This window comes from Phytohabitans rumicis (genome assembly GCF_011764445.1).
In the GTDB taxonomy this organism is placed as follows: domain Bacteria; phylum Actinomycetota; class Actinomycetes; order Mycobacteriales; family Micromonosporaceae; genus Phytohabitans; species Phytohabitans rumicis.
Genome location: NZ_BLPG01000001.1, coordinates 3,020,243 through 3,039,800 on the forward strand (window position 1 = coordinate 3,020,243; position 19,558 = coordinate 3,039,800).

General features: G+C 70.1%; 16 protein-coding genes. 8 read left to right on the forward strand and 8 right to left on the reverse strand.

The annotated features are described in order from the left end of the window. Positions 1 to 13: 13 nt before the first annotated feature. From ilvN to Prum_RS13210, 3 genes are all read right to left on the reverse strand, one after another. On the reverse strand, positions 14 to 532 hold the full coding sequence (gene ilvN / locus Prum_RS13200) for an acetolactate synthase small subunit (protein ID WP_173076819.1): 519 nt from the start codon (positions 530 to 532) through the stop codon (positions 14 to 16). Continuing rightward, a complete protein-coding gene (locus Prum_RS13205; RefSeq protein ID WP_173076821.1) occupies positions 532 to 2,376 on the reverse strand; it encodes an acetolactate synthase large subunit in 1,845 nt (614 codons plus the stop codon). The genes ilvN and Prum_RS13205 overlap by 1 nt, the downstream gene beginning before the upstream one ends. A 147-nt stretch (positions 2,377 to 2,523) precedes the next feature. After that, entirely contained in the window at positions 2,524 to 4,788 is a 2,265-nt protein-coding gene (locus tag Prum_RS13210; protein WP_246278561.1) for a putative bifunctional diguanylate cyclase/phosphodiesterase, read from the reverse strand. A gap of 179 nt (positions 4,789 to 4,967) precedes the next feature. Here Prum_RS13210 and ilvD point away from each other — a divergent pair, with 179 nt between their 5' ends. The 8 genes from ilvD (at position 4,968) to Prum_RS51400 (ending at position 15,695) form a co-directional block, all read left to right on the forward strand. Beyond that, entirely contained in the window at positions 4,968 to 6,815 is a 1,848-nt protein-coding gene (ilvD, locus tag Prum_RS13215) for a dihydroxy-acid dehydratase (protein WP_173076823.1), read from the forward strand. Between the two features lie 919 nt (positions 6,816 to 7,734). After that, complete coding sequence (gene galE, locus Prum_RS13220) at positions 7,735 to 8,763, forward strand: UDP-glucose 4-epimerase GalE (RefSeq protein ID WP_173076825.1); 1,029 nt, start codon at positions 7,735 to 7,737, stop codon at positions 8,761 to 8,763. A gap of 34 nt (positions 8,764 to 8,797) precedes the next feature. Continuing rightward, positions 8,798 to 10,990, forward strand: a complete 2,193-nt coding sequence (locus Prum_RS13225; protein WP_173076827.1) for an Agd3-related carbohydrate deacetylase — start codon at positions 8,798 to 8,800, stop codon at positions 10,988 to 10,990. 28 nt (positions 10,991 to 11,018) lie between these two features. Further along, positions 11,019 to 12,599: a GT4 family glycosyltransferase PelF gene (pelF, locus tag Prum_RS13230; RefSeq protein ID WP_173076829.1), complete on the forward strand. Its 1,581-nt coding sequence runs from the start codon at positions 11,019 to 11,021 to the stop codon at positions 12,597 to 12,599. Next, positions 12,596 to 13,999, forward strand: coding sequence for a hypothetical protein (locus Prum_RS51385; protein ID WP_246277863.1), 1,404 nt, complete (start codon positions 12,596 to 12,598; stop codon positions 13,997 to 13,999). The genes pelF and Prum_RS51385 overlap by 4 nt, the downstream gene beginning before the upstream one ends. Positions 14,000 to 14,020: 21 nt before the next feature. Beyond that, positions 14,021 to 14,755, forward strand: coding sequence for a nucleotidyltransferase family protein (locus Prum_RS51390; RefSeq protein ID WP_246277864.1), 735 nt, complete (start codon positions 14,021 to 14,023; stop codon positions 14,753 to 14,755). Continuing rightward, on the forward strand, positions 14,752 to 15,501 hold the full coding sequence (locus Prum_RS51395; RefSeq protein WP_246277865.1) for an NAD-dependent epimerase/dehydratase family protein: 750 nt from the start codon (positions 14,752 to 14,754) through the stop codon (positions 15,499 to 15,501). The genes Prum_RS51390 and Prum_RS51395 overlap by 4 nt, the downstream gene beginning before the upstream one ends. Further along, positions 15,483 to 15,695, forward strand: a complete 213-nt coding sequence (locus Prum_RS51400; RefSeq protein WP_246277866.1) for a hypothetical protein — start codon at positions 15,483 to 15,485, stop codon at positions 15,693 to 15,695. Before Prum_RS51395 ends, Prum_RS51400 begins: the two co-directional genes overlap by 19 nt. On the opposite strand, the gene Prum_RS13240 is transcribed toward Prum_RS51400, so the two are convergent. The 5 genes from Prum_RS13240 to Prum_RS13255 are packed head-to-tail and all read right to left on the reverse strand — an operon-like array spanning position 15,682 to position 19,556. Then, positions 15,682 to 16,377, reverse strand: a complete 696-nt coding sequence (locus Prum_RS13240) for a putative glycoside hydrolase (RefSeq protein WP_173076831.1) — start codon at positions 16,375 to 16,377, stop codon at positions 15,682 to 15,684. The two genes, Prum_RS51400 and Prum_RS13240, sit on opposite strands and share 14 nt — an antisense overlap. Before the next feature lie 11 nt (positions 16,378 to 16,388). Further along, a complete protein-coding gene (locus Prum_RS13245; RefSeq protein ID WP_173076833.1) occupies positions 16,389 to 17,345 on the reverse strand; it encodes an NAD-dependent epimerase/dehydratase family protein in 957 nt (318 codons plus the stop codon). Between the two features lie 5 nt (positions 17,346 to 17,350). Next, a complete protein-coding gene (locus Prum_RS13250; protein WP_246277867.1) occupies positions 17,351 to 18,211 on the reverse strand; it encodes a UDP binding domain-containing protein in 861 nt (286 codons plus the stop codon). After that, a complete protein-coding gene (locus tag Prum_RS51405) occupies positions 18,211 to 18,657 on the reverse strand; it encodes an NAD(P)-binding domain-containing protein (protein ID WP_246277868.1) in 447 nt (148 codons plus the stop codon). Before Prum_RS51405 ends, Prum_RS13250 begins: the two co-directional genes overlap by 1 nt. Before the next feature lie 11 nt (positions 18,658 to 18,668). Further along, positions 18,669 to 19,556 carry a glycoside hydrolase family 191 protein gene (locus Prum_RS13255; protein WP_173076835.1) on the reverse strand — a complete coding sequence of 296 codons (888 nt, stop codon included), beginning with the start codon at positions 19,554 to 19,556 and terminating at the stop codon, positions 18,669 to 18,671. Positions 19,557 to 19,558: the final 2 nt, after the last annotated feature.

Here is a 19,558-nt window from a genome sequence, read left to right on the forward strand (position 1 = left end):
TACCTTTCTTGGGTCAGGCGGCGCGCAGCGCCGGTCCGGTGGTGATCGACCGCGAGCCGCGCCCGATGGCCACGAGGCCAGACTGCACCATTTCCTTGATTCCGTACGGTTCGAGGTCACGCAGCAACGCGTCGAGCTTGTCGGCCGTGCCGGTCGCCTCGATCGTGAGCGTGTCCGGGGCGACGTCGACGACGCGCGCCCGGAAGAGGTTGACCGTCTCCAGCACCTGCGAACGGATCGGGCGGTCGGCCCGGACCTTCACGAGTAGCAGCTCCCGCTGGACGGCCACGGTCGGGTCCAGCTCGACGATCTTGAGTACGTGCACCAGCTTGTTGAGCTGCTTGGTGACCTGCTCCAGCGGGGACTCCTCGGCGTTGACCACGATGGTCATCCGGGAGACCTCGGGGTGCTCGGTCTCCCCGACCGCCAGCGAGTCGATGTTGAACCCACGACGGGCGAACAGGCCCGCCACCCGGGCCAGTATTCCCGGCTTGTTCTCCACCAGAACGGAGAGCGTGTGCTTATTGGTCATCAGAGGTCATCCTCGTCGAAGCTCGGGCGCATGTCGCGGGCGAACATGATCTCGTCATTGCTGGTGCCGGCGGCCACCATCGGCCACACCATCGCATCCTTGCCGACGACGAAGTCGATCACGACAGGGGCGTCGTTGATCGCCATCGCCGCCTCGATGGTCTTGTCGACGTCGTCCGCGCTCTCGCAGCGCAGGCCGATGCAGCCCAGCGCCTCGGCCAGCTTGACGAAGTCGGGGATGCGGTGCTTGTGCGTACCCAGGTCGGTGTTGGAGTAGCGCTCGCCGTAGAAGAGCGTCTGCCACTGCCGCACCATGCCGAGGTTGCCGTTGTTGATGATGGCGATCTTGACCGGGATGCCCTCCAGGGCGCAGGTGGCCAACTCCTGGTTGGTCATCTGGAAGCAGCCGTCGCCGTCGACCGCCCACACGACGGTGTCGGGCTTGCCCACCTTCGCGCCCATGGCCGCCGGGACGGCGTACCCCATCGTGCCGGCGCCGCCGGAGTTGAGCCAGGTGTGCGGCTTCTCGTACGAGATGAACTGCGAGGCCCACATCTGGTGCTGGCCCACGCCGGCCACGTAGATCGCGTCCGGGCCGGCGATCTCGCCGAGCCGCTTGATGACGTACTGCGGCGAGAGCGTGCCGTCGGTCGGCTCGTCCCAGCCCAGCGGGTAGCGGGTGCGCAGGTCGTTCAGCTGCGCCCACCACTCGGTGTGGTCGCCGCGGTGCCCGGCCGCGTGCTCGGCCGTCACCGCCTGGATCAGCTCGTCGATGACGTGCCGGGCGTCGCCCACGATCGGGACGTCCGCGGTGCGGTTCTTGCCGATCTCGGCCGGGTCGATGTCCGCGTGCACGATCGCCGCGTTCGGCGCGAACGAGTCGAGCTTGCCGGTGACCCGGTCGTCGAACCTGGCCCCCAGCGCGACGATGAGGTCGGACTTCTGCAGGGCGTACACGGCGGAGACGGTGCCGTGCATGCCGGGCATGCCCAGGTGCTGCTGGTGCGAGTCGGGGAACGCCCCGCGCGCCATCAGCGTGGTCAGGACCGGGATGTTGGTCAGCTCGGCCAGCTTGAGCAGGCTGTCGGTGGCGCCGGCCTTGAGGACGCCGCCGCCGACGTACAGCACCGGGCGGCGGGCCGTGGTCATCAGCCGGGCCGCCTCTCGGATCTGCTTGCCGTGCGGGTGCAGCGTCGGGCGGTAGCCGGGCAGTTCCATGGTCGGCGGCCAGGAGAACGTCGTCTGCGCCTGGAGCACGTCCTTCGGGATGTCCACCAGCACCGGCCCGGGCCGGCCCGTCGCCGCCAGGTGGAACGCCTCCGCCAGGATCCGCGGGATCTCTTCCGGCGTGGTGACGAGGTAGTTGTGCTTGGTGATCGGCAGCGTGATGCCCTGGATGTCGGCTTCCTGGAAGGCGTCCGTGCCGATCGCGGGCCGCGGGACCTGACCGGTGATCGCGACGATCGGCACCGAGTCCATGTACGCGTCGGCGATCGGGGTCACCAGGTTGGTCGCGCCCGGCCCGGAGGTGGCGACGCACACGCCGACCTTGCCGGTGGCCTGGGCGTACCCGGTGGCGGCGTGACCGGCCCCCTGCTCGTGCCGGACCAGGATGTGCCGGACCGTCGAGTCGTAGATCGGGTCGTACGCCGGCAGGATCGCCCCGCCCGGAATGCCGAACATGACCTCGACCCCGAGCGCCTCCAACGACTTGACGAGGGAGACGGCCCCGGTGACCTTGGCCGGGGCGGCCGGCGCTACCGATGCGGAGGAGGCAGCCGCCGCGGCGAGCGTGGCCGGCGAGGGGGCGCGGTTGGCGAGGGTCTCTGGCGTGGGTCTCGTCATGGCAATTCAGCCTTCGGGCTCGTGGTTGGCGGTCTCGGGAGGTCTAGACATGAAAAAGGCCCGCGTGCGAACGCACGAGGGCCAGCGCACTCTCCAGTGGGAGAGTGCGCTCAGGTAAGTACTCGAGACGACCAAGTCGACATGGGGCTAAGCCTGACGCATCTCATGCGATGAGTCAACTGATCTCACATTTTGAGCGTTTCGCGTTACGTGATCCACCTGACCAGGCCCCGCTTGTCCGGGCCCTGCCTGCACAGGAACTGCGACGGCCCGGGCACCGGGCGAGGTCGCGGTGTCCAGCCGCGCCTCGAAGTGCTCGGCCGGCACCGGCCAGCCGGACAGGTAGCCCTGGCCGAGGCGGCAGCCGGCCGCGACGACCATCGCCATCTCCTCCTGCTCGCCCAGCCCTTCGGCGATGACCTCCAGGCCGAACTGGTGACCCAACTCGACGATCACCCGCACCATCGGCTTGACCACGAGCGAGCGGTCGATCTTGAGGATGTCGACCGGGAGCCGGCGCAGCTGGCCCAGCGACGAGTAGCCCGAGCCGAAGTCGTCGAGCGCGATGCGCACGCCGGTCGCGCGCAGGTCACCCAGCCGCCGGATCAGCTCTTCGACGTCGGCGGCCATCGCGTGCTCGGTCACCTCCAGGACGAGCCGCTGGGGCGGCACCCGGTGCGCCCGCAGCGCCTCCTTGACCTGGTCGACGTAGCAGGTCGCGTGCAGCTCACGCGGCGAGACGTTGACCGACACCCACACGTCGTGGCCCTCGGCCAGCCAGCGGGACAGCTGGTGACACGCCTGGTGCAGCACCCAGGCGCCGAGCTTGTTGATCATCCCGCACTCCTCGGCGACCGGGATGAACTCGTCCGGCCCGACGCTGCCCAGCACCGGATGGTTCCACCGCAGCAGGGCCTCGGCGCCGACCGGGCGCACCGACGGCAGCATCACCACGGGCTGGTACTGCAGGTGCAGCTCGTCCCGGTCGATCGCGCCGCGCAGCTCGTGCTCCAGCGTCGTACGCCGGCGCAGCTTCGCGTCGTACCCGACGTCGTAGAGCTCGACCCTGTTCTTGCCGCGCTGTTTCGCCCAGCGCAACGCCAGATCGGCGTTGCGCAGCAACGCCTTCACGTCCGGGACGGTCGCGCAGCTCGCGAGCCCGATGCTGACCGACAGGAAGACCGTGCCGAGCTCCTGCTCGTACGGGCCGCCGAGGACGCCCAGCAGGCGCGTCGCCGCTCGCTTGGCCTCGGCCGGGCGCGCCCACATGAGCACCGCGAACTCGTCGCCGCCCAGCCGGGCCGCCACGTCGCCGGGGCGCAGGTTCATCCGGAGGCGCTGGCCCACCTCGACCAGCACCGCGTCGCCGACGTCGTGGCCGCGCAGATCGTTGACGTTCTTGAAGCCGTCGAGGTCGAGCGCGAGCAGGACGGCGGAAGCCCCGGCCACGTGCTCGTCCTCGAGCGCGGAGAGCAGGCCGCGCCGGTTGGCCAGCCCGGTCAGCGGGTCGGTGTGCGCCAACTCGCGGAAGTACGCCTCCCGGTCCTGCAGCCGCTCGGCGTACGCCTTGACGTCACGCAGCGCCAGCCACTGCCGCGCGACCAGGGCGAACCCTTCCAGGCTGCCGGTCACGATGCCCACCAGGTCGAAGTCGCCGCCGCGCACCAGGTGGTAGAGGGCGGAGGTGGCCATCGCGGCCATCGGGAGGAAGGCGTACGCGCTGCCGCGCTGGGTCACGTCGCCATCGACGGCCGCCTCCTCGTCGTCGACCTCGGGCCGGTCGGCGCGGCGGGCCGCGTACACCACCAGGCCCAAGGCTGCCGGCAGCGCGATCGCGCTCAGGTCAGCCAGCAGCGTCATGCCCTGGCAGACGCCGCCGGCCAGGCCGATCCCGGCCGCCGCCGCGGCCGTGACGCCGACCCCGACCGCCACGAGCGGCCGGCGCGGCCGTGGCGCGCGCATAGCCGTAATCGCGCTCACGCCGAGCGCCAGCGCCGCGACGGCCGCCGGCATGAGCAGCGGCTTGCACCAGTACGGCGTGTGGTCGCCCAGCAGGTGGGTCGGCTTGGACACCAGCACCCAGCCGACGAACCAGAGCGCCGCCGCGATCACCAGCCCGTCGAGGGTGTGCCGGAGCGCCCCGGCCGGCTTGGGCGCGGCCCCCGGCAGCGTGAGCAGGCCGAGGAGCAGCAGACCGCAGCTCAGCGCGACCCCGACGGCCAGCAGGCTGCCGAGCGACGTCTTGTCATGCTGGGTGTGCACGACGTGCTGCTGCACGGCCAGGCTGGCCGCGATCCCGCCGGCGACGGTCACCGCGCCGACGGCGGCCCCGCCGGCGAGCAGCCGGTGGGCACGCCGGGTCGCGCCCGTGCGTCGACGCGCGGATGCGACCAGCGAACCGGCACAAACCAGTGCGAAAAGCGCGCTGGCCGCCGCAGCGGTCGCCACCACCGAGGGGAGGTGCACGAACCCATGCTGCCGGATATCAAGCGCCCATGGGGGACGGCGTGTGCGACCTGTCCCGGATTGGCACGAAGCGCCTAATCGGACGCGGGTCTATCCCGGCACGTGGACCGTGACAGACTGGTTTCATGCCTGAGCTGCGGAGCAGGACCTCCACGCATGGTCGCACGATGGCCGGCGCGCGCGCCTTGTGGCGGGCCACCGGCATGACCGACGACGACTTCGGCAAGCCGATCGTCGCCATCGCCAACAGCTTCACGCAGTTCGTACCCGGGCATGTGCACCTCAAAGACCTCGGCGGCCTGGTCGCCGACTCCGTGGCCGCGGCCGGCGGCGTCGGGCGCGAGTTCAACACGATCGCCGTCGACGACGGCATCGCGATGGGCCACGGCGGCATGCTCTACTCGCTGCCCAGCCGGGAGCTGATCGCCGACGCGGTCGAGTACATGGTCAACGCGCACTGCGCCGACGCTCTCGTCTGCATCTCCAACTGCGACAAGATCACGCCGGGCATGCTGATCGCCGCGCTGCGGCTGAACATCCCGACGGTCTTCGTCTCCGGCGGCCCCATGGAGGCCGGCAAGACGATCGCCATCGAGGGGATCGTGCACGACAAGATCGACCTGATCGACGCGATGATCGCCTCGTCCAACGACGCGGTCACCGACGAGCAGCTCGACGGCATCGAGCGCTCCGCGTGCCCCACCTGCGGCTCCTGCTCCGGCATGTTCACCGCCAACTCGATGAACTGCCTGACCGAGGCCATCGGCCTCGCGCTGCCCGGCAACGGTTCGACGCTGGCAACCCACGCCGCGCGGCGCGCGCTCTTCGAGCGGGCCGGCGAGCTGGTCGTCCAGATCGCCAAGCAGTGGTACGAGAACGACGACGCCTCGGTGTTGCCGCGCTCCATCGCGTCGCGGGACGCCTTCGAGAACGCGGTCGCCCTCGACGTCGCCATGGGCGGCTCCACCAACACGGTCCTGCACCTGCTGGCGGCGGCCCGCGAGGCGGAGCTCGACTTCGGCGTGGCCGACATCGACGCGATCTCCCGCCGGGTGCCCTGCCTGTCCAAGGTCGCGCCGAACTCGCCGAAGTACCACATGGAGGACGTGCACCGGGCCGGCGGCATCCCCGCCATCCTCGGCGAGCTCGACCGGGCCGGGCTGCTGCGCCGCGACGTTCGCGCGGTGCACGCGCCCAACCTCGACGAGTGGCTCGCGGACTGGGACATCCGCAGCGGTAAGGCCACGCCGGAGGCGATCGAGCTCTTCCACGCGGCGCCCGGCGGCGTGCGCACCACCCAGCCGTTCTCCACCGAAAACCGGTGGGACCGGCTCGACGTCGACGCCGCGAACGGCTGCATCCGCGACCGGGAGCACGCGTACACCGCCGACGGTGGCCTCGCCATCCTGCACGGCAACCTCGCGCCGGACGGCTGCGTGGTCAAGACCGCCGGCGTGCCCGAGGAGGTCTGGCGCTTCGCCGGCCCGGCCCGCGTGTACGAGTCGCAGGAAGACGCGGTCAGCGGCATCCTCGCCAAGGAGGTGCGGGCCGGCGACGTGCTGGTGATCCGCTACGAGGGCCCCAAGGGCGGGCCGGGCATGCAGGAGATGCTCTACCCGACCTCGTTCCTCAAGGGACGCGGGCTCGGGCGCGCCTGCGCGCTGATCACGGACGGCCGGTTCTCCGGTGGCACGTCCGGCCTGTCGATCGGCCACGTCTCGCCCGAGGCGGCCGGCGGCGGGCTGATCGCCCTGGTCGAAGACGGCGACGAGATCGCCATCGACATCCCGGCCCGGACCCTGTCGCTGAACGTCGCGCAAGACGTCCTGGACGCGCGCCGGATCGCCCAGGACAAGCGCGACCGCCCGTACACGCCGGTCAACCGCGAGCGCTCCGTGTCGGCGGCGCTCCGCGCGTACGCCTCCATGGCCACCTCCGCCAGCGACGGCGCCTACCGCCGCGTCCCCGACTAGGGCCGCCGCGCCTTGCGCCCCGCCCCGCTGTGCGCCCCGCCCGCTTGTGCGTCGATCAAGGGCGAACGGTCGTGGTTGGATCTCCAATCCACGACCGTTCGCCCTTGATCGGCGCGGAAATCCTTGATCGGCGCGGCTGGGTGAGCAGGGCCCGCGCTGGGCTGTACAGGGGCGCCCCCAAGGCCGGGTAGTTAAGGAAACTGGGCCCTTGTCAAGCGGTGTCGGCACTGTCGTGATCATGGAGTTGGCGGCACCGACTTTGGTCAGGAAGCCGCCACGATTGACGCGAAACAAGTAGATCTAGACGAGAAATGGTTCAATCTCAGCCATTTCTCGTCTAGATCCACTTGCAGCTTCGACGTGGCCGGGGCGATCGGGCCGGCCGCTCGGACGTATCCGGCATACCCGACCGCGAGACCCCAGGCCATCCACGACCGTGGCGAGTAGTTGCCCCGTGGACGGCGTTAAGGGTTCCTGGGTGCTGGCAGTGGACTTGGTGGGGCAGGGCGGGATCTTGCGTACGGACGTGTCCGACATAACCAGGCCCAAGATCCCGGTACGCCCCGGGTATAAATCAGACCGATACCCACGATATGTGTTGGGGGCGCCCTACTCACCAAACGAGCACAAGCGGGCGCGCTCCCAGGCGCAGCGGGCGGACGGAGCACGCGCGGCCTGGGGATGACGAAGGGATTAGGTGTTCGTCAGCCGATTGGGGGGCGTCTCCCGGAGGTCGTGCCGTGCGGCCTCACTTGTCCGGACGGATTACCACCGCCAAAGGGCGTCGAACGCCCACCGGGCCTTGCCGTAACGCGAGGGTGACGCCGGTAACACGCGCCCGGTGCTAGCCAGTACGGATGCCGAGCAGTCGCAGACCCGCTACTGGCCGCATCGCGACAGTCCGCGAAGGACCGTCGCGATGAAGGTTCTGATCGCCGGCGGTGCCGGGTTCATCGGCAGCACCGTGGCGTCGGCCTGTCTGGACGAGGCCGGTGCGAGCACGGGCCAACCGATAACGCCCATCGTCCTCGACAACCTCAGTGCGGGCCGTACGGAGTTCGTCCGTGGCCGGATCTTCTACGAGGGTGACATCGCGGACGCCCGGTTGGTCGACAAGATCTTCGCCGAGCATCCGGAGATCGAAGCCGTCGTCCACTGCGCCGCGCTCATCGTGGTGCCTCATTCGGTGGCCCAGCCGCTGCTCTACTACCGCGAGAACGTCGCGAAGTCGGTGGCCTTCCTGGACAGCGTCATCGAGAACGGCTGTGGCCGCGTCCTTTTCAGCTCCTCGGCGTCGGTCTACCAGGCCGGTAGCGACCTCGCCGTAGACGAGACATCACCGATCGCACCGACGAGCCCGTACGCCCACGGCAAGGCCATGGTGGAGCAGATCCTCCAGGACTGCGTGCGGGCCTATCCCGTCCGGGTCATCGCGTTGCGCTATTTCAACCCGATCGGGGCCGATCCGAAGCTCCGTACGGGTCCGCAGTCCGCCGAGTCCTCCCACGTACTCGGCAGGATGGTGGCTGCGGCGCGCGGCGGCGAGCCGTTCGCCGTGACGGGCGTGGACTGGCCTACCCGCGACGGGTCGGGAGTTCGGGATTACGTCCACGTCTGGGACCTGGCGCGGGCGCACGTCCAGGCGCTGCGCCGGTTCGACGATGTCGTGCCGCCCGCCGGGCCGAACCGCTATGCGGCGATCAACCTCGGGACCGGCCGGGGCACCACCGTACGCGAGTTGCTCGGCGCGTTCGAGGCGGTCATCGGGCGGTCTATCGGCGCCCGGGAAGTGCCCCGGCGTTTCGGGGACTGCGCGGGTGGTTTCAACGACAGTGTGCGCTCGGGCGAGCTGCTCGGCTGGCGCCCGACCCTGTCGTTGACGGAAGCCATAAGACACGAACTCCAGTGGTCGGCCGTACGGGACGGCCATCAGCTGATACCTCAATGACGGGGCCGCCATGGCCTGGGAGGCGGAAATACTCATGAAGACTCGCGTTTTGGCCGGACGCTTTGCCGCACGCATCGCCGCCGTACTGGTGATGCTGCTGGTGTGTGTGATGGCGAGCGCCGGAAACCAAGCGGTCGCGAAAAAGGCCCCGCCCGACCCCGGCGGCCTGGTTGCCGCGGGCCAGGGCGGTGTGCTCGGCGGAGGCAAGCTGAGGCCGACCAAGCCGACGATCCCGAAGGCACTACCGAAGACGAATCTAACCAAGATCCCGATCAAGGATCCGAAGAAGCCTTCGACGTCCACTTCCCGCCTGTCCACGAGCGCGGCGGCCGCGGCCGCGGTCGCGGTGGCACCGGAGAAGGTGGGACTGCGCCAACTCATAGTCGCGTTGGATAGCACCGACTTCGGGCTGGCCACCTGGAAGTCGACGCTGGACCGGATGGGTACGCCGTACGACGTGCTGCTCGCCGCGAGCGAGCCGCTCACGTGGGAGCGGTTGACCCGCGCCGACGGCGGCGGGCGTTACACCTCGATCCTGCTGTCGAACAACTCGCTGTTGATGTCGGACGGGGCCGGCGGGTTCGTCAGCGCGTTCGACGCCGACGAGTGGAACCTGCTGTGGCAGTACGAGCGGGACTACAAGGTGCGCCAGGTCTCGCTCTACACCGCCTACGGCACCTTCCCGGAGGACTACTGCCTGCGGGCCGGCACCGAGGGCGGCGTCGGCGACACACCGATCAACGCCACCTTGAGCACCACCGGACGGCAGCAGTTCGACTACCTGATCCCGACCGTCCGGGTGCCGATCTCGCTGTCGTATGTCTACTACTCGACGCTGGCGGCCGGCTGCACCGCAACGGCCACCATGAACAGCGGTACGAACACACTCGGCGTGATCAGCACGTCCACCGACGGCCGGGAGCGGGCCGCGTTGACGTTCACCTCGAACCAGTACCTGGTGCAGACGTTCCTGCTGGCGTACGGCCTCGTCCGCTGGGCGACCAAGGGTGTGTTCGTCGGTGAGCGGCGGCACTACCTCGAGGTCGACGTCGACGACTGGTTCAACTACACCGACCACCTCTTCCCCGACGGGCACCTGGAGACGGACCCCGGCTTCCGGATGTCGGGCACCGACGCGAACTCGACCAACCAGCAGCAGAACGCGATGCGCTCCCGCTACCCGCGGGCCAACCAGTTCCAACTGAACGTCCCGTACAACGGCGAGGGCATCCACCGGACCGCGCACGGGTCGTGCACGTCGCTGCTGAGCCCGGATCCGCTGACCAGCTACTCGCGCTGCCTGCGCAACAACTTCCGGTGGATCAACCACACGTACAGCCATCCGAAGATGAACTTCACGCCGTACGCGGAGAACCTCACCGAGATCCAGCAGAATCTCACGGTGGCCCGCCAGCGCGGCTTCACGGTGCCGACCGAGGTGCTGAAGACCGGCGAGTACTCCGGGCTTGGCGTCTACCACCCGGATCCGAACAACGACATCGACCCGCCGACCGACCACGGGCTGATGGCGTCCAACGCCGACCTGCTACGGGCGGCCAAGGACGCGGGCGTGAAGTATCTGCACGGCAACATGTCGTTCCCGTCGCACGTGCCGTCCTGCTTCAACTGCGGCATTTACCACCCGATGGAGCCCAGCCTGCTGCTCGTGCCGGACTGGCCGACGAACATCGCGTACCACGTGACGGCGCCGGCCGAGGAAACGCTGTTCTACAACTCGTTCTACGGGCCGAACGGCAAGTTCCCGTTCTGGCCGCGCGACCTCACATACAACGAGATCGTCGGCTTCGAATCCGACATCGCGTTGCAGCACGTCATGAGCGGCTCGGTCTACGCGCACACGCTGCACCAGGGCAACCTGCGGCAGTACGCGTCGGGCAAGAGCCTGACGTTCGACTGGGTCAACGAGATCGCCCGCAAGTACAGCCTCTACTACCAGGTGCCGCTGCAGACTCCGACCTGGCCGAACCTCGCCGCGTACGTGGCGAACCGGACCAGTCACTTCGCGACCGGCAGCGGCGGCGCGGACGTGGTGTGGGACCGCACCGCGAACACGCTCACGGCCACCTCGCCGGTGACCGGCGGGCTGTTCCTCACGGGTGTCCGGGCGACGGGCTTCGCCACGTACGGCACCGACTCGATCTCGTGGGTGACGCTCAGCGCGAACACGCCGCGCACCTTCACGCCGGTACCGCGTACCACGGCGTGAGTCGGGTTCTGGTCTGAAGGAGGCGGCAATGGCGGTCGGAACCGGCGACGAGGTCGCCACGCGACAGCTACTCGATGGCGCCGCCGCGGCGGTGGCCACCGGCCGGGAGCTGTCCCAACCAGGGATAGTCATTCCGGCCGGCGGCCACGGCGGGGAAAGGCTCCGCATCGCGCTGGTCTCCGAAGGCACGTACCCGTTTCATCTGGGCGGTGTGAGTGTCTGGTGCGATCAGCTCATCCGTGGCATCGAGGAGCACCGGTTCACGGCGGTGGCGCTCACGGTGACCGGCCAGGAGCTGAGCCTGTGGGAGCAGCCGGAAAACCTCGACGAAGTCATCAACGTGCCGCTGTGGGGGCGGGCGCCCAAGGCGCCGCGCGGAGCGCGGCAGGGCGTCCCCGGCTGGCGGTTCGGCCAGGCGTACCAGGCGTTCGCGCAGGCGCTGGTCGCGCCGCCGGCGACCGGCCCGGCGGCCACCCGCCACACGGGTGAGACGTTCGCGCTGGCGCTGCGAGGTCTTTTCGAGTACGCCCAGCGCGCGGACCTGGGAGCGGCGCTGCTCTCGGACCGGGCACTGACGCAGTTGATGGACGCGTGGCAGGCGGCCGGCGTGGACCGCGCCGCGCACTCCGGCGGCGCCGGCTCGCTTACACTCGCCGAGGCGCTCATGGCGTCCGACCTCATCGAGCACACGCTCCGGCCGCTGTCCCGGCCACCGCTGGACGTGGACATCTGCCACCTCGCGATGAACGGTCTCTCGGCGCTCGTGGGACTGACCAGCAAATGGGCCTGTGGGGCGCGGATCGTGATGTCCGAGCACGGTGTGTACCTGCGCGAGCGGTACCTGAGCATGGTGGACGAGGACGTGCCGCACGCCGTGAAGGTGTTGCTGCTCAACTTCTTCCGCGCGCTGGCGGTCGCCGCGTACATCTCCGCGGACGTGCTCGCCCCGCACTCCAGCTACAACCGGCGGTGGGCGCTGTACCACGGCGCCGACGAGGACCGGATGTGGACGATGTACAACGGGATCGACCCGGCCGAGTTTCCGGTGGCCGAGACCGAGCCGGACGTGCCCACCGTCGTGTTCATGGGCCGGGTCGACCCGATCAAGGATCTGCACACGCTCATCAAGGCGTTCGCGCTCGTCCGGGCCGAGGTACCCAACGCCCGGCTGCGCATGTTCGGGCCCGTGGCGACCGGCCAGTGGGGCTACTACGACAGCTGCCGCGCGCTGATCGACGAGTTGGGTCTGGCGCACGCCGCCACGTTCGAGGGCCGGGTCACCCGCCCGACCGAGGCGTACCACGCCGGCCATCTCGTCGTGCTCAGCAGCATCTCCGAGGGCTTCCCGTACACGGTGGTGGAGGCGATGGCCACCGGCCGCCCGGTGGTCTGCACGAACGTGGGCGGGGTGGCCGAGGCGGTCGGCGACGCCGGGTTCGTGGTGCCGCCGCGCGACCACCGCGCCATCGCGGACGGCTGCCTGTCCCTGCTCCTCGACGGCGAGCTGCGCCGCTGGCTCGGCACCGCCGCGCGCGGGCGGGTGCTGAACAGGTTCACCCTCGATCAGTCGCTCAACGACTACCGCCGGGTCTACCAGGAGCTCTCATGATCAGCGACCACCCCGTCCACGGCGTGGACCCGGTCGAGGATCTGGCCTCGCGGGTACGCCCGCTGTGCGGCACCGCGGTGGACGCGTTGCAGGTGGCCGCCGTGCTGGAGAGCGACGGCATGACCGACCGGATCGCCCGGGACGTCTACGGGTACAGCGACGTCTTCGTGCTGGCGAGCGAGGTGCACCGCCGTGTACCGCCGGCCGTCGAGGTGCGGAGCGCGGCGCGGCCGCGTACCCGGTGGCAGACCGCCCGCGAACTGTCGCACGGCCTGCTGTACGCGCTGCCGAGTGCGGCGTACCCCGCGGTGCTCGGCCTGTTGGGCGTACCCGCTCTCGTGGCCGGCATGGTCTTCGCCACCGCGACCGGGTGGGTGTGGGGCATGGGCCTGAGCAGCGTCGCGTACCGGATGCTCGGCAAGGGCCGGCCGGACGCGTCGGTGCTGGTGCTGCGCTGGGGCGTGGCGCTCGGCGTGGTCGTCGCCGGCGCCGGCGCGGCGCTCCTGGTCCGGGTCGAGCACCTGCCTGCGGGCGTCATCGCGCTCGTGGTCGCGCAGATCGGCTTCCAGCTGTCGGTGGGCGTGCTGGTGATGCGGCGGCTGGAGGTCGTGGTGTTCGCGACCATGCTGCCGACGGTCGTGCTGGGCGTGCTGTACATCGTGCGCGGCCGTCCGTCCACACTGGACGCCGAGGTGGTGTCGGTCGGGATCGTGTCGGTGGGGCTGACCGTGGTCGCCGCCTACGTCACCATGCGGCGGCCCTCGGGCCGGGTCACCACCGACCTCCCGCCCGCCGTGGCCCGGGAGGTGCTCAGCTCGCTGCCGGTGGCGCTCTACGCCTCGCTGTCCGCCGCCTACCTGCTCTTCATCGACGTCCGGTTCCTGGAGGCACCGACGGAGCTGGCGATCAGCGCGGCGCCGCTGGTGCTCGCGATGGGCGCGGTGGAATGGCGGTCCCGCCGGTTCCAGGAGACGGGCGTGAAGCTGCTCCGGCAGATCCGCTACCCCTGGCAGTTCCGCTCCCCGATCTGGGCGGCGTTCGCCCGCGGGGTCGCGGTCAGCCTGCTGATACCGGGCATGTTCGCCGCCGCGCTGCTGATCGGCTTGGCGGAGCACGATCTGCTGACCCAGCGCGGCGTGCAGGTGACAACCGCGCACGTCCTGCTCGCCGGGGCGTACTTCACCGGCTTTGTCTTGATCAACCACGGTCGGCTGCCCTGGGTGCTCGGCGTGCTGGGGATGGTGTTCGCCGGGCTCGTGGCGGCCGTCGCGACCCTCAGCCAGCGCCTCGCGCCGTACGGCGAGGTCCCGATCTTCCTGGCCAGCAACGCGGTGCTACTGGCCCTGCTCGTGGTCGTGCTGGGCACAAGCGTCAGCACCGTACGGCTCTACCGGTGGTAGCGACACGAAGGGGGACAACTCATGCACGTAGTGATTCTTGCCGGAGGTCGGGGCGTACGGCTGCGCCCGTACACGACGTGCCTGCCGAAGCCACTCGTACCGATCGGCAACGAGTACGCGATCCTCGACATCATCCTGCAACAGCTGCGCGCGTACGGGTTCCGCTCCGCGACGCTCGCCATCGGGCACCTTGGTTCGCTGATCCAGGCGTTCGTCGGCGACGGCTCCCGCTGGGGCATGACCGTCGACTACGCGGACGAGGACCAGCCGCTCTCCACGATCGGCCCGCTGTTCAACATCATCGACCAGCTCCCGGAGCACTTCCTGGTCATGAACGGCGACGTACTCACCGATCTCAACTATGGCGAGCTGCTCGACACGCACATCGCCTCGGAAGCGCCATTGACCGTGGCGACCTACCGGCGCAGCGTGAAAATCGACTTCGGCTGCCTGGAAACCAACAACGTCCACGAGATCGTCAGCTTCACCGAGAAGCCGACCCAGTCGTACGCGGTGAGCATGGGTGTCTACGGGCTGTCCGCCAAGACGCTGGCGCCGTACCCGAAGGGCATCCCGTTCGGCTTCGACGACCTGGTGCTGGACCTGCTGGCCCGGGGCAGCCACCCGGCCGCCTTCGAGTTCGACGGGTTCTGGCTGGACATCGGCCGGCCCGACGACTACGACGAGGCGAACCAGCGGTTCGAGGAGCTGCGTCCCCTGCTGCTGCCCAAGGTCCTCGAAGGCGCTCGCCCATGACCAGGCTGCTCGTGTTCGGCGCGTCCGGCTTCCTGGGCGAGCAGGTCTGCCGGGCGCTGACCGCCGACGAACGGGTCACCCAGGTCATCGCGGCCGGCCGCCGGTCACCGGCCGTGGGCGTTCCCCGCGTGCAGCACGACCTGGTGACCGGCTCGGCTGGGCAGCTCGCGGACCTGCTCGCCAGCACCCGGGTCGACGCGGTCGTCAACTGCGCCGGTCGGCTGGCCGGCACGCCCGCCGAGCTGCTCGCCACGAACACCGCCGCGGTCGCGACGCTGATCGAGGCGGTGCAGACGATCGACGCGCGGCGACCGCCGGAGCGTCCGCTCCGGCTGGTGAGCTTCGGCTCGGCCGCCGAGTACGGCGTGGTCGAGCGCGGCCGGCCGGTGCGCGAGACCGACTGCGCCCGCCCGGTCAGCGCGTACGGCGTGACGAAGCTTGCCGCCACCCGACTCGTCGAGGTCGCGGCCGCCGGCGGCCGGCTGGACGGGATCGTGCTGCGCGTGTTCAACCCGGTCGGGCCCGGACTCCCGGCGGAGAACGTGGCCGGCCGGGCGGTGCGGGAGATCCGCGACGCGCTGGCCGAGGGCACCAGCCGGATCCGGCTGGGCCCGCTGGGCGCCTACCGCGACTTCGTGGACGTCCGGGACGTGGCGGCGGCCGTGGTCGCGGCGGTGTTCGCCGCCCGGCCGGCCGAGGTGGTGTGCAACATGGGCTCCGGGACGCGGTGCCCACCCGGACGCTGATCCGCCTGCTCGCCGACGCCGCGGGCTACGCCGGCGAGGTGCTGGAGGCGGACCCGCCATCCGCCAAGTCGCCCGGTGTCGACTGGATCGCCGCCGACCTCACCCACACCACCGAGGTGCTGGGCTGGGCCCCCAGATACGACCTGGCCGCCTCCGCCGAGGCGACCTGGGTGCACGCGCTCACAACCGTGTGAGCTCCCGGTTGCTGACGAAGCACGGCATGTGGAACTGGCGGGCCCGGCGAACGGCGAACTCGGTGAGCTCCGCCGTATCCGCGTAGTCCAGGGCGTACAGGTCCACGTCCAGCTCCCGCAGCCGTTCGGCGTACTGCGCGTGCACGGTCAGCGTGTCCGGCGGCCACGGCGAATACCCGCCATCGTCGGTCCAGCGCACCGAGAACGACTCGAAGAGCACGCCGTCCACCAGTTCGCCCAGGCCGGGCAGCAGCCCGAAGCCCCGGTTGGCCAGCAGATAGGCGGGGTACGTCTCGGCCCGCAGGCGAGTCATCAGGTCGAGCAGGTGCGGGACCTCATCGGGAAACGTGAGCTCGATGTTGAGGGTGTCCAGGAACAGGCCGGCGAAGTCGCGACGCAGCATGGTCATGGCCTGGTCGAGGACGTGCGTCACCCAGCCGGGGTCGTCGACGTACACGAAGGCGCCGCCCCAGTCGGGGTTGTGTTCGGTGCGCTGCCATGGCATCGACGGGCCGGGATCCTCGGTGAGGCTGAGATAGCCCAGCGGCTGCACGTCTCGGTCGAGCAGCCAGCGCACCTCGTCGGTGGTGTACAGGTCGCCCTGCAGCACGACCCGCCGGTATCCGGCCAGCTTGGCCGCCTGGTCCGCGCCGTAGTAGAAGGCTATTTCCCCGCCCGCCATCGTGGATCTCCTTAAGACGTGTTGTCCCGGTACCACTCGAACGTGTGCCGCACGCCCTCTTCCAGCGAGACCTTGGGCTCGAACCCGGTCAGGGAGCGCAGCTTCGTGATGTCCGGGCAGCGTTTGACCACCGAGCCCGGTGGCGCCGGAAGCAGCTCCGGCGCGGGGGCGAAGGCCGCGGTGCGGAGCACCAACTGGGCCAGGTCGCCGATCCTCGTCTGTTCGGTGTCGTTGCCGATGTGCACGGTCTGGTCGGCCGCGTGCTCGCTGGCCATCAACCGGACCATCGCCTCGGTCGCGTCGTCGACGTGGCAGAACGCGCGGTACTGGTCGGAGCCGTACACCCGGAACGGGTTCTCCCGCCGGATGGCCCGCATCGACAGTTCGGGGATCACGTGGTCGGTGCCCATCCGCGGCCCGTACACGTTGTGGAACCTGCCCACGACGCACCGCAGGTCCTTGGCGCGGGACGTGTGCAGGACGGCGGCCTCGCCCCAGAGCTTGCTCACCGCGTACGCGAACCGCGGCGCGGCCGCGTCCGCCACCAGCAGCGGCACGTCCTCACCGGTCGGCACCGGGGCCAGCCCCGCGCTCACCGTGCCGGCGTACGTCTCGCTGGTGGACGCGAAGAAGAGGCGCTCGCCCGGGTGCAGCCAGTCCAGCAGGTGTTGCAGCGCAAGCGTGTTGACCCGCAGCACGCGCGCCGGGTCGCGCTCGACGTTCCGCACGCCGACCACGGCGGCCAGCATGTAGACCTGGTCCCAGCCGTGCGGCAGGCCGGTGTACGCCTCCGCCGTGGTCAGGTCGGCCGCGTACACGCCCACCAGCGGGCGGATCGCGGCGAACTCGAGGTCGTCCCGCCCGCGCGAGAAGTCGTCCACGACGGTCACCGCGTGACCGTCCGCGAGCAGCCGCCGGGTCAGGTGCAGCCCGATGAAGCCGGCTCCGCCGAGTATCAGGATTCTCATCTTCGTCACCTCGCTCCCACGGGTTCGTAGCCGATGCCGGCGTACCGGGCGCCGTGCCGTAGCACCGTCGGCTCGTCGAGGATGCGCCAGGAGTCGTACACCAGGCGGGTGCGGCCGCCGGCCATCAGGTGGCCCAGGTCGAGCCGCCGGTAGTCGGGGTGGTCGGTGATGACGAGCACCGCGTCCGCGCCGGCGAACCCGGCGTCCACCGGCACCGGTTCGCCGCCGTACGCCCGGATCACCTCGTCGCCGACGAGCGGGTCGTGGCCGGTGACCCGCATGCCGGCCGCGCGGAACACCGGCATCATGCCGGCGATCGGCGTGCCGCGCATGTCGTCGGTGGGCGGCCAGCCCTTGTACGCCCAGCCCAGCACGCACAGCGTCGCCCCGGCGGTGTCGCCCATCAGCTCGACCACCCGCTGTGCGACGTGCGCGGGCAGGTCCTCGTTGAGCTCGCGGACCTTGCCGAGCAGGTACGGCTCGTGGCCCCGCTGGCGGGCGCTGTCGATCAGCAGGTAGGGGTCCTTGGACAGGCAGCCGCCGCCGACGTACCCCGGCTTGGCGATGTCCGGCCGCGGGTAGTCGAGGTTGGTCGCCCGGATCACCTCGAGCGGGTCCAGGCCGAGCCGCTCGGTGAGCATGGCGATCTCGTTGCCGAACGAGTAGATCAGGTCGGTGTGGCAGTTGTTGGTGAGCTTGACCAGCTCGGCGACCTCCATGCTGGACACCGGCACCAGCTCGCGCGCCAACCCGCCGAAGAGGTCCAACCCCAGGCGCAGGCTCTCGTCATCGAGGCCGCCGACGACCTGCGGCAGCTCGACCAGTTCGCGCAGTGCCTGGCCCTGGATGGTGCGTTCGGGCGCCATCACCAGGTGCGGCTCGACCCCCAGCGGTCCCGCAGCACCGGCAACACGATCGCCCGGCTGGTGCCGACCGGCACCGTGCTGCGCACCACGACGAGAACGTCGGGGTCGCAGCGCTCGGCGATGTATTCGGCCGCGGCGGCCAGATTCTTCAGATTGGGCCGCCGAGTGGCCTCGTCCGTGGGCGTGGACACGCACACGATCGCGGCGTCGACCGGCTCGTCCGGCAGGTCCGGACCGACCAGGATGTTGCGTCCGACGTGTTCGGCGAACACTTCCGCCACACCCGGCTCGTAGATGTGCGGTTGCCCCTTGGCCAGCGAGTCCAGCACGGCGGTTTGGGTGTCGACTCCGTACACGGTGAAGCCCTTGCGGGCCAGGGCCGCGGTCAGGGTGAGGCCGACATAGCCCATCCCGACCACGCCGATACGGTGAAATTCATGGGTCATTCTGGGCCTCCCTAGGGTTGTGGACAGGGCGGGTCGACCCGGTCCAGAGCGCGCGTGGTGACATAGCCGGTGAACCGCTCCTCGCGGTAGCGCCGGCACGCCTCCGCCACGTACGCGGGACGGGTTGCGTAGTCGACGGCGAGCACCACCTTGCCGGCGTCGCGCAGCCGCCGGGTGGCGGTCAGGTTCTCCGCGCAGAAGTCCTGGGTGCACGGCTCGTCGGTGGCCAGGAAGAACAGCTCCTCCATGCCGATGCCGTCGATCGCCGCGGTGTAGCCGGCGTGGTCCTGCAACTCCGGCGAGTTCTGCGGGAAGATCCAGAAGTCCGGCTGGGCCTGCTTGGCGTATCGGCTGATGCGGACAATCAGGTCGACCATCTTGGCGCCCAGGCTCTCCCGCGTCTCGCCCGGGACCAGCGCGAGGTCGATCTCCTCGTACGCCAGCGGCGTGTCCAGGTAGACGCCGTCGAAGCCGGCGGCCAGGGCCTGGTCGACCCGCGGCCGGACGACGCCGTCCCACCAGCGCTGCTCCCAGTACCGGACGAAGTGCTCCTCCGGCCAGTCCGCCCACCGGTTGAGCATGAGGCCGTCCGACCGCACGCGTGCCGCCTCGGGCCGGAAGTCCTCGATCGCACCGATCTCGAAGTAGGCCAGCACCCGCTTGCCCGCCCCCCGCACGTCGGCGATCTCCTCGCGGGTGAAGTATCCGGACCCGGCGTCCTTGGCGAGGTCGATGACGGCGAGGTTCTGCGGTGCGCGGGCGATCGCGTCCAGCCGGCCGTCCGCGTAGCCCTGTAGTTGGTACACCCAGCTGGTGACCTTGTCGTCGGCCGCCTGCCCGGGATCCGTACAGCCCGGCAGCAGACCCAACATCAGCAGGAGAACGCAGACGATCGGCATCC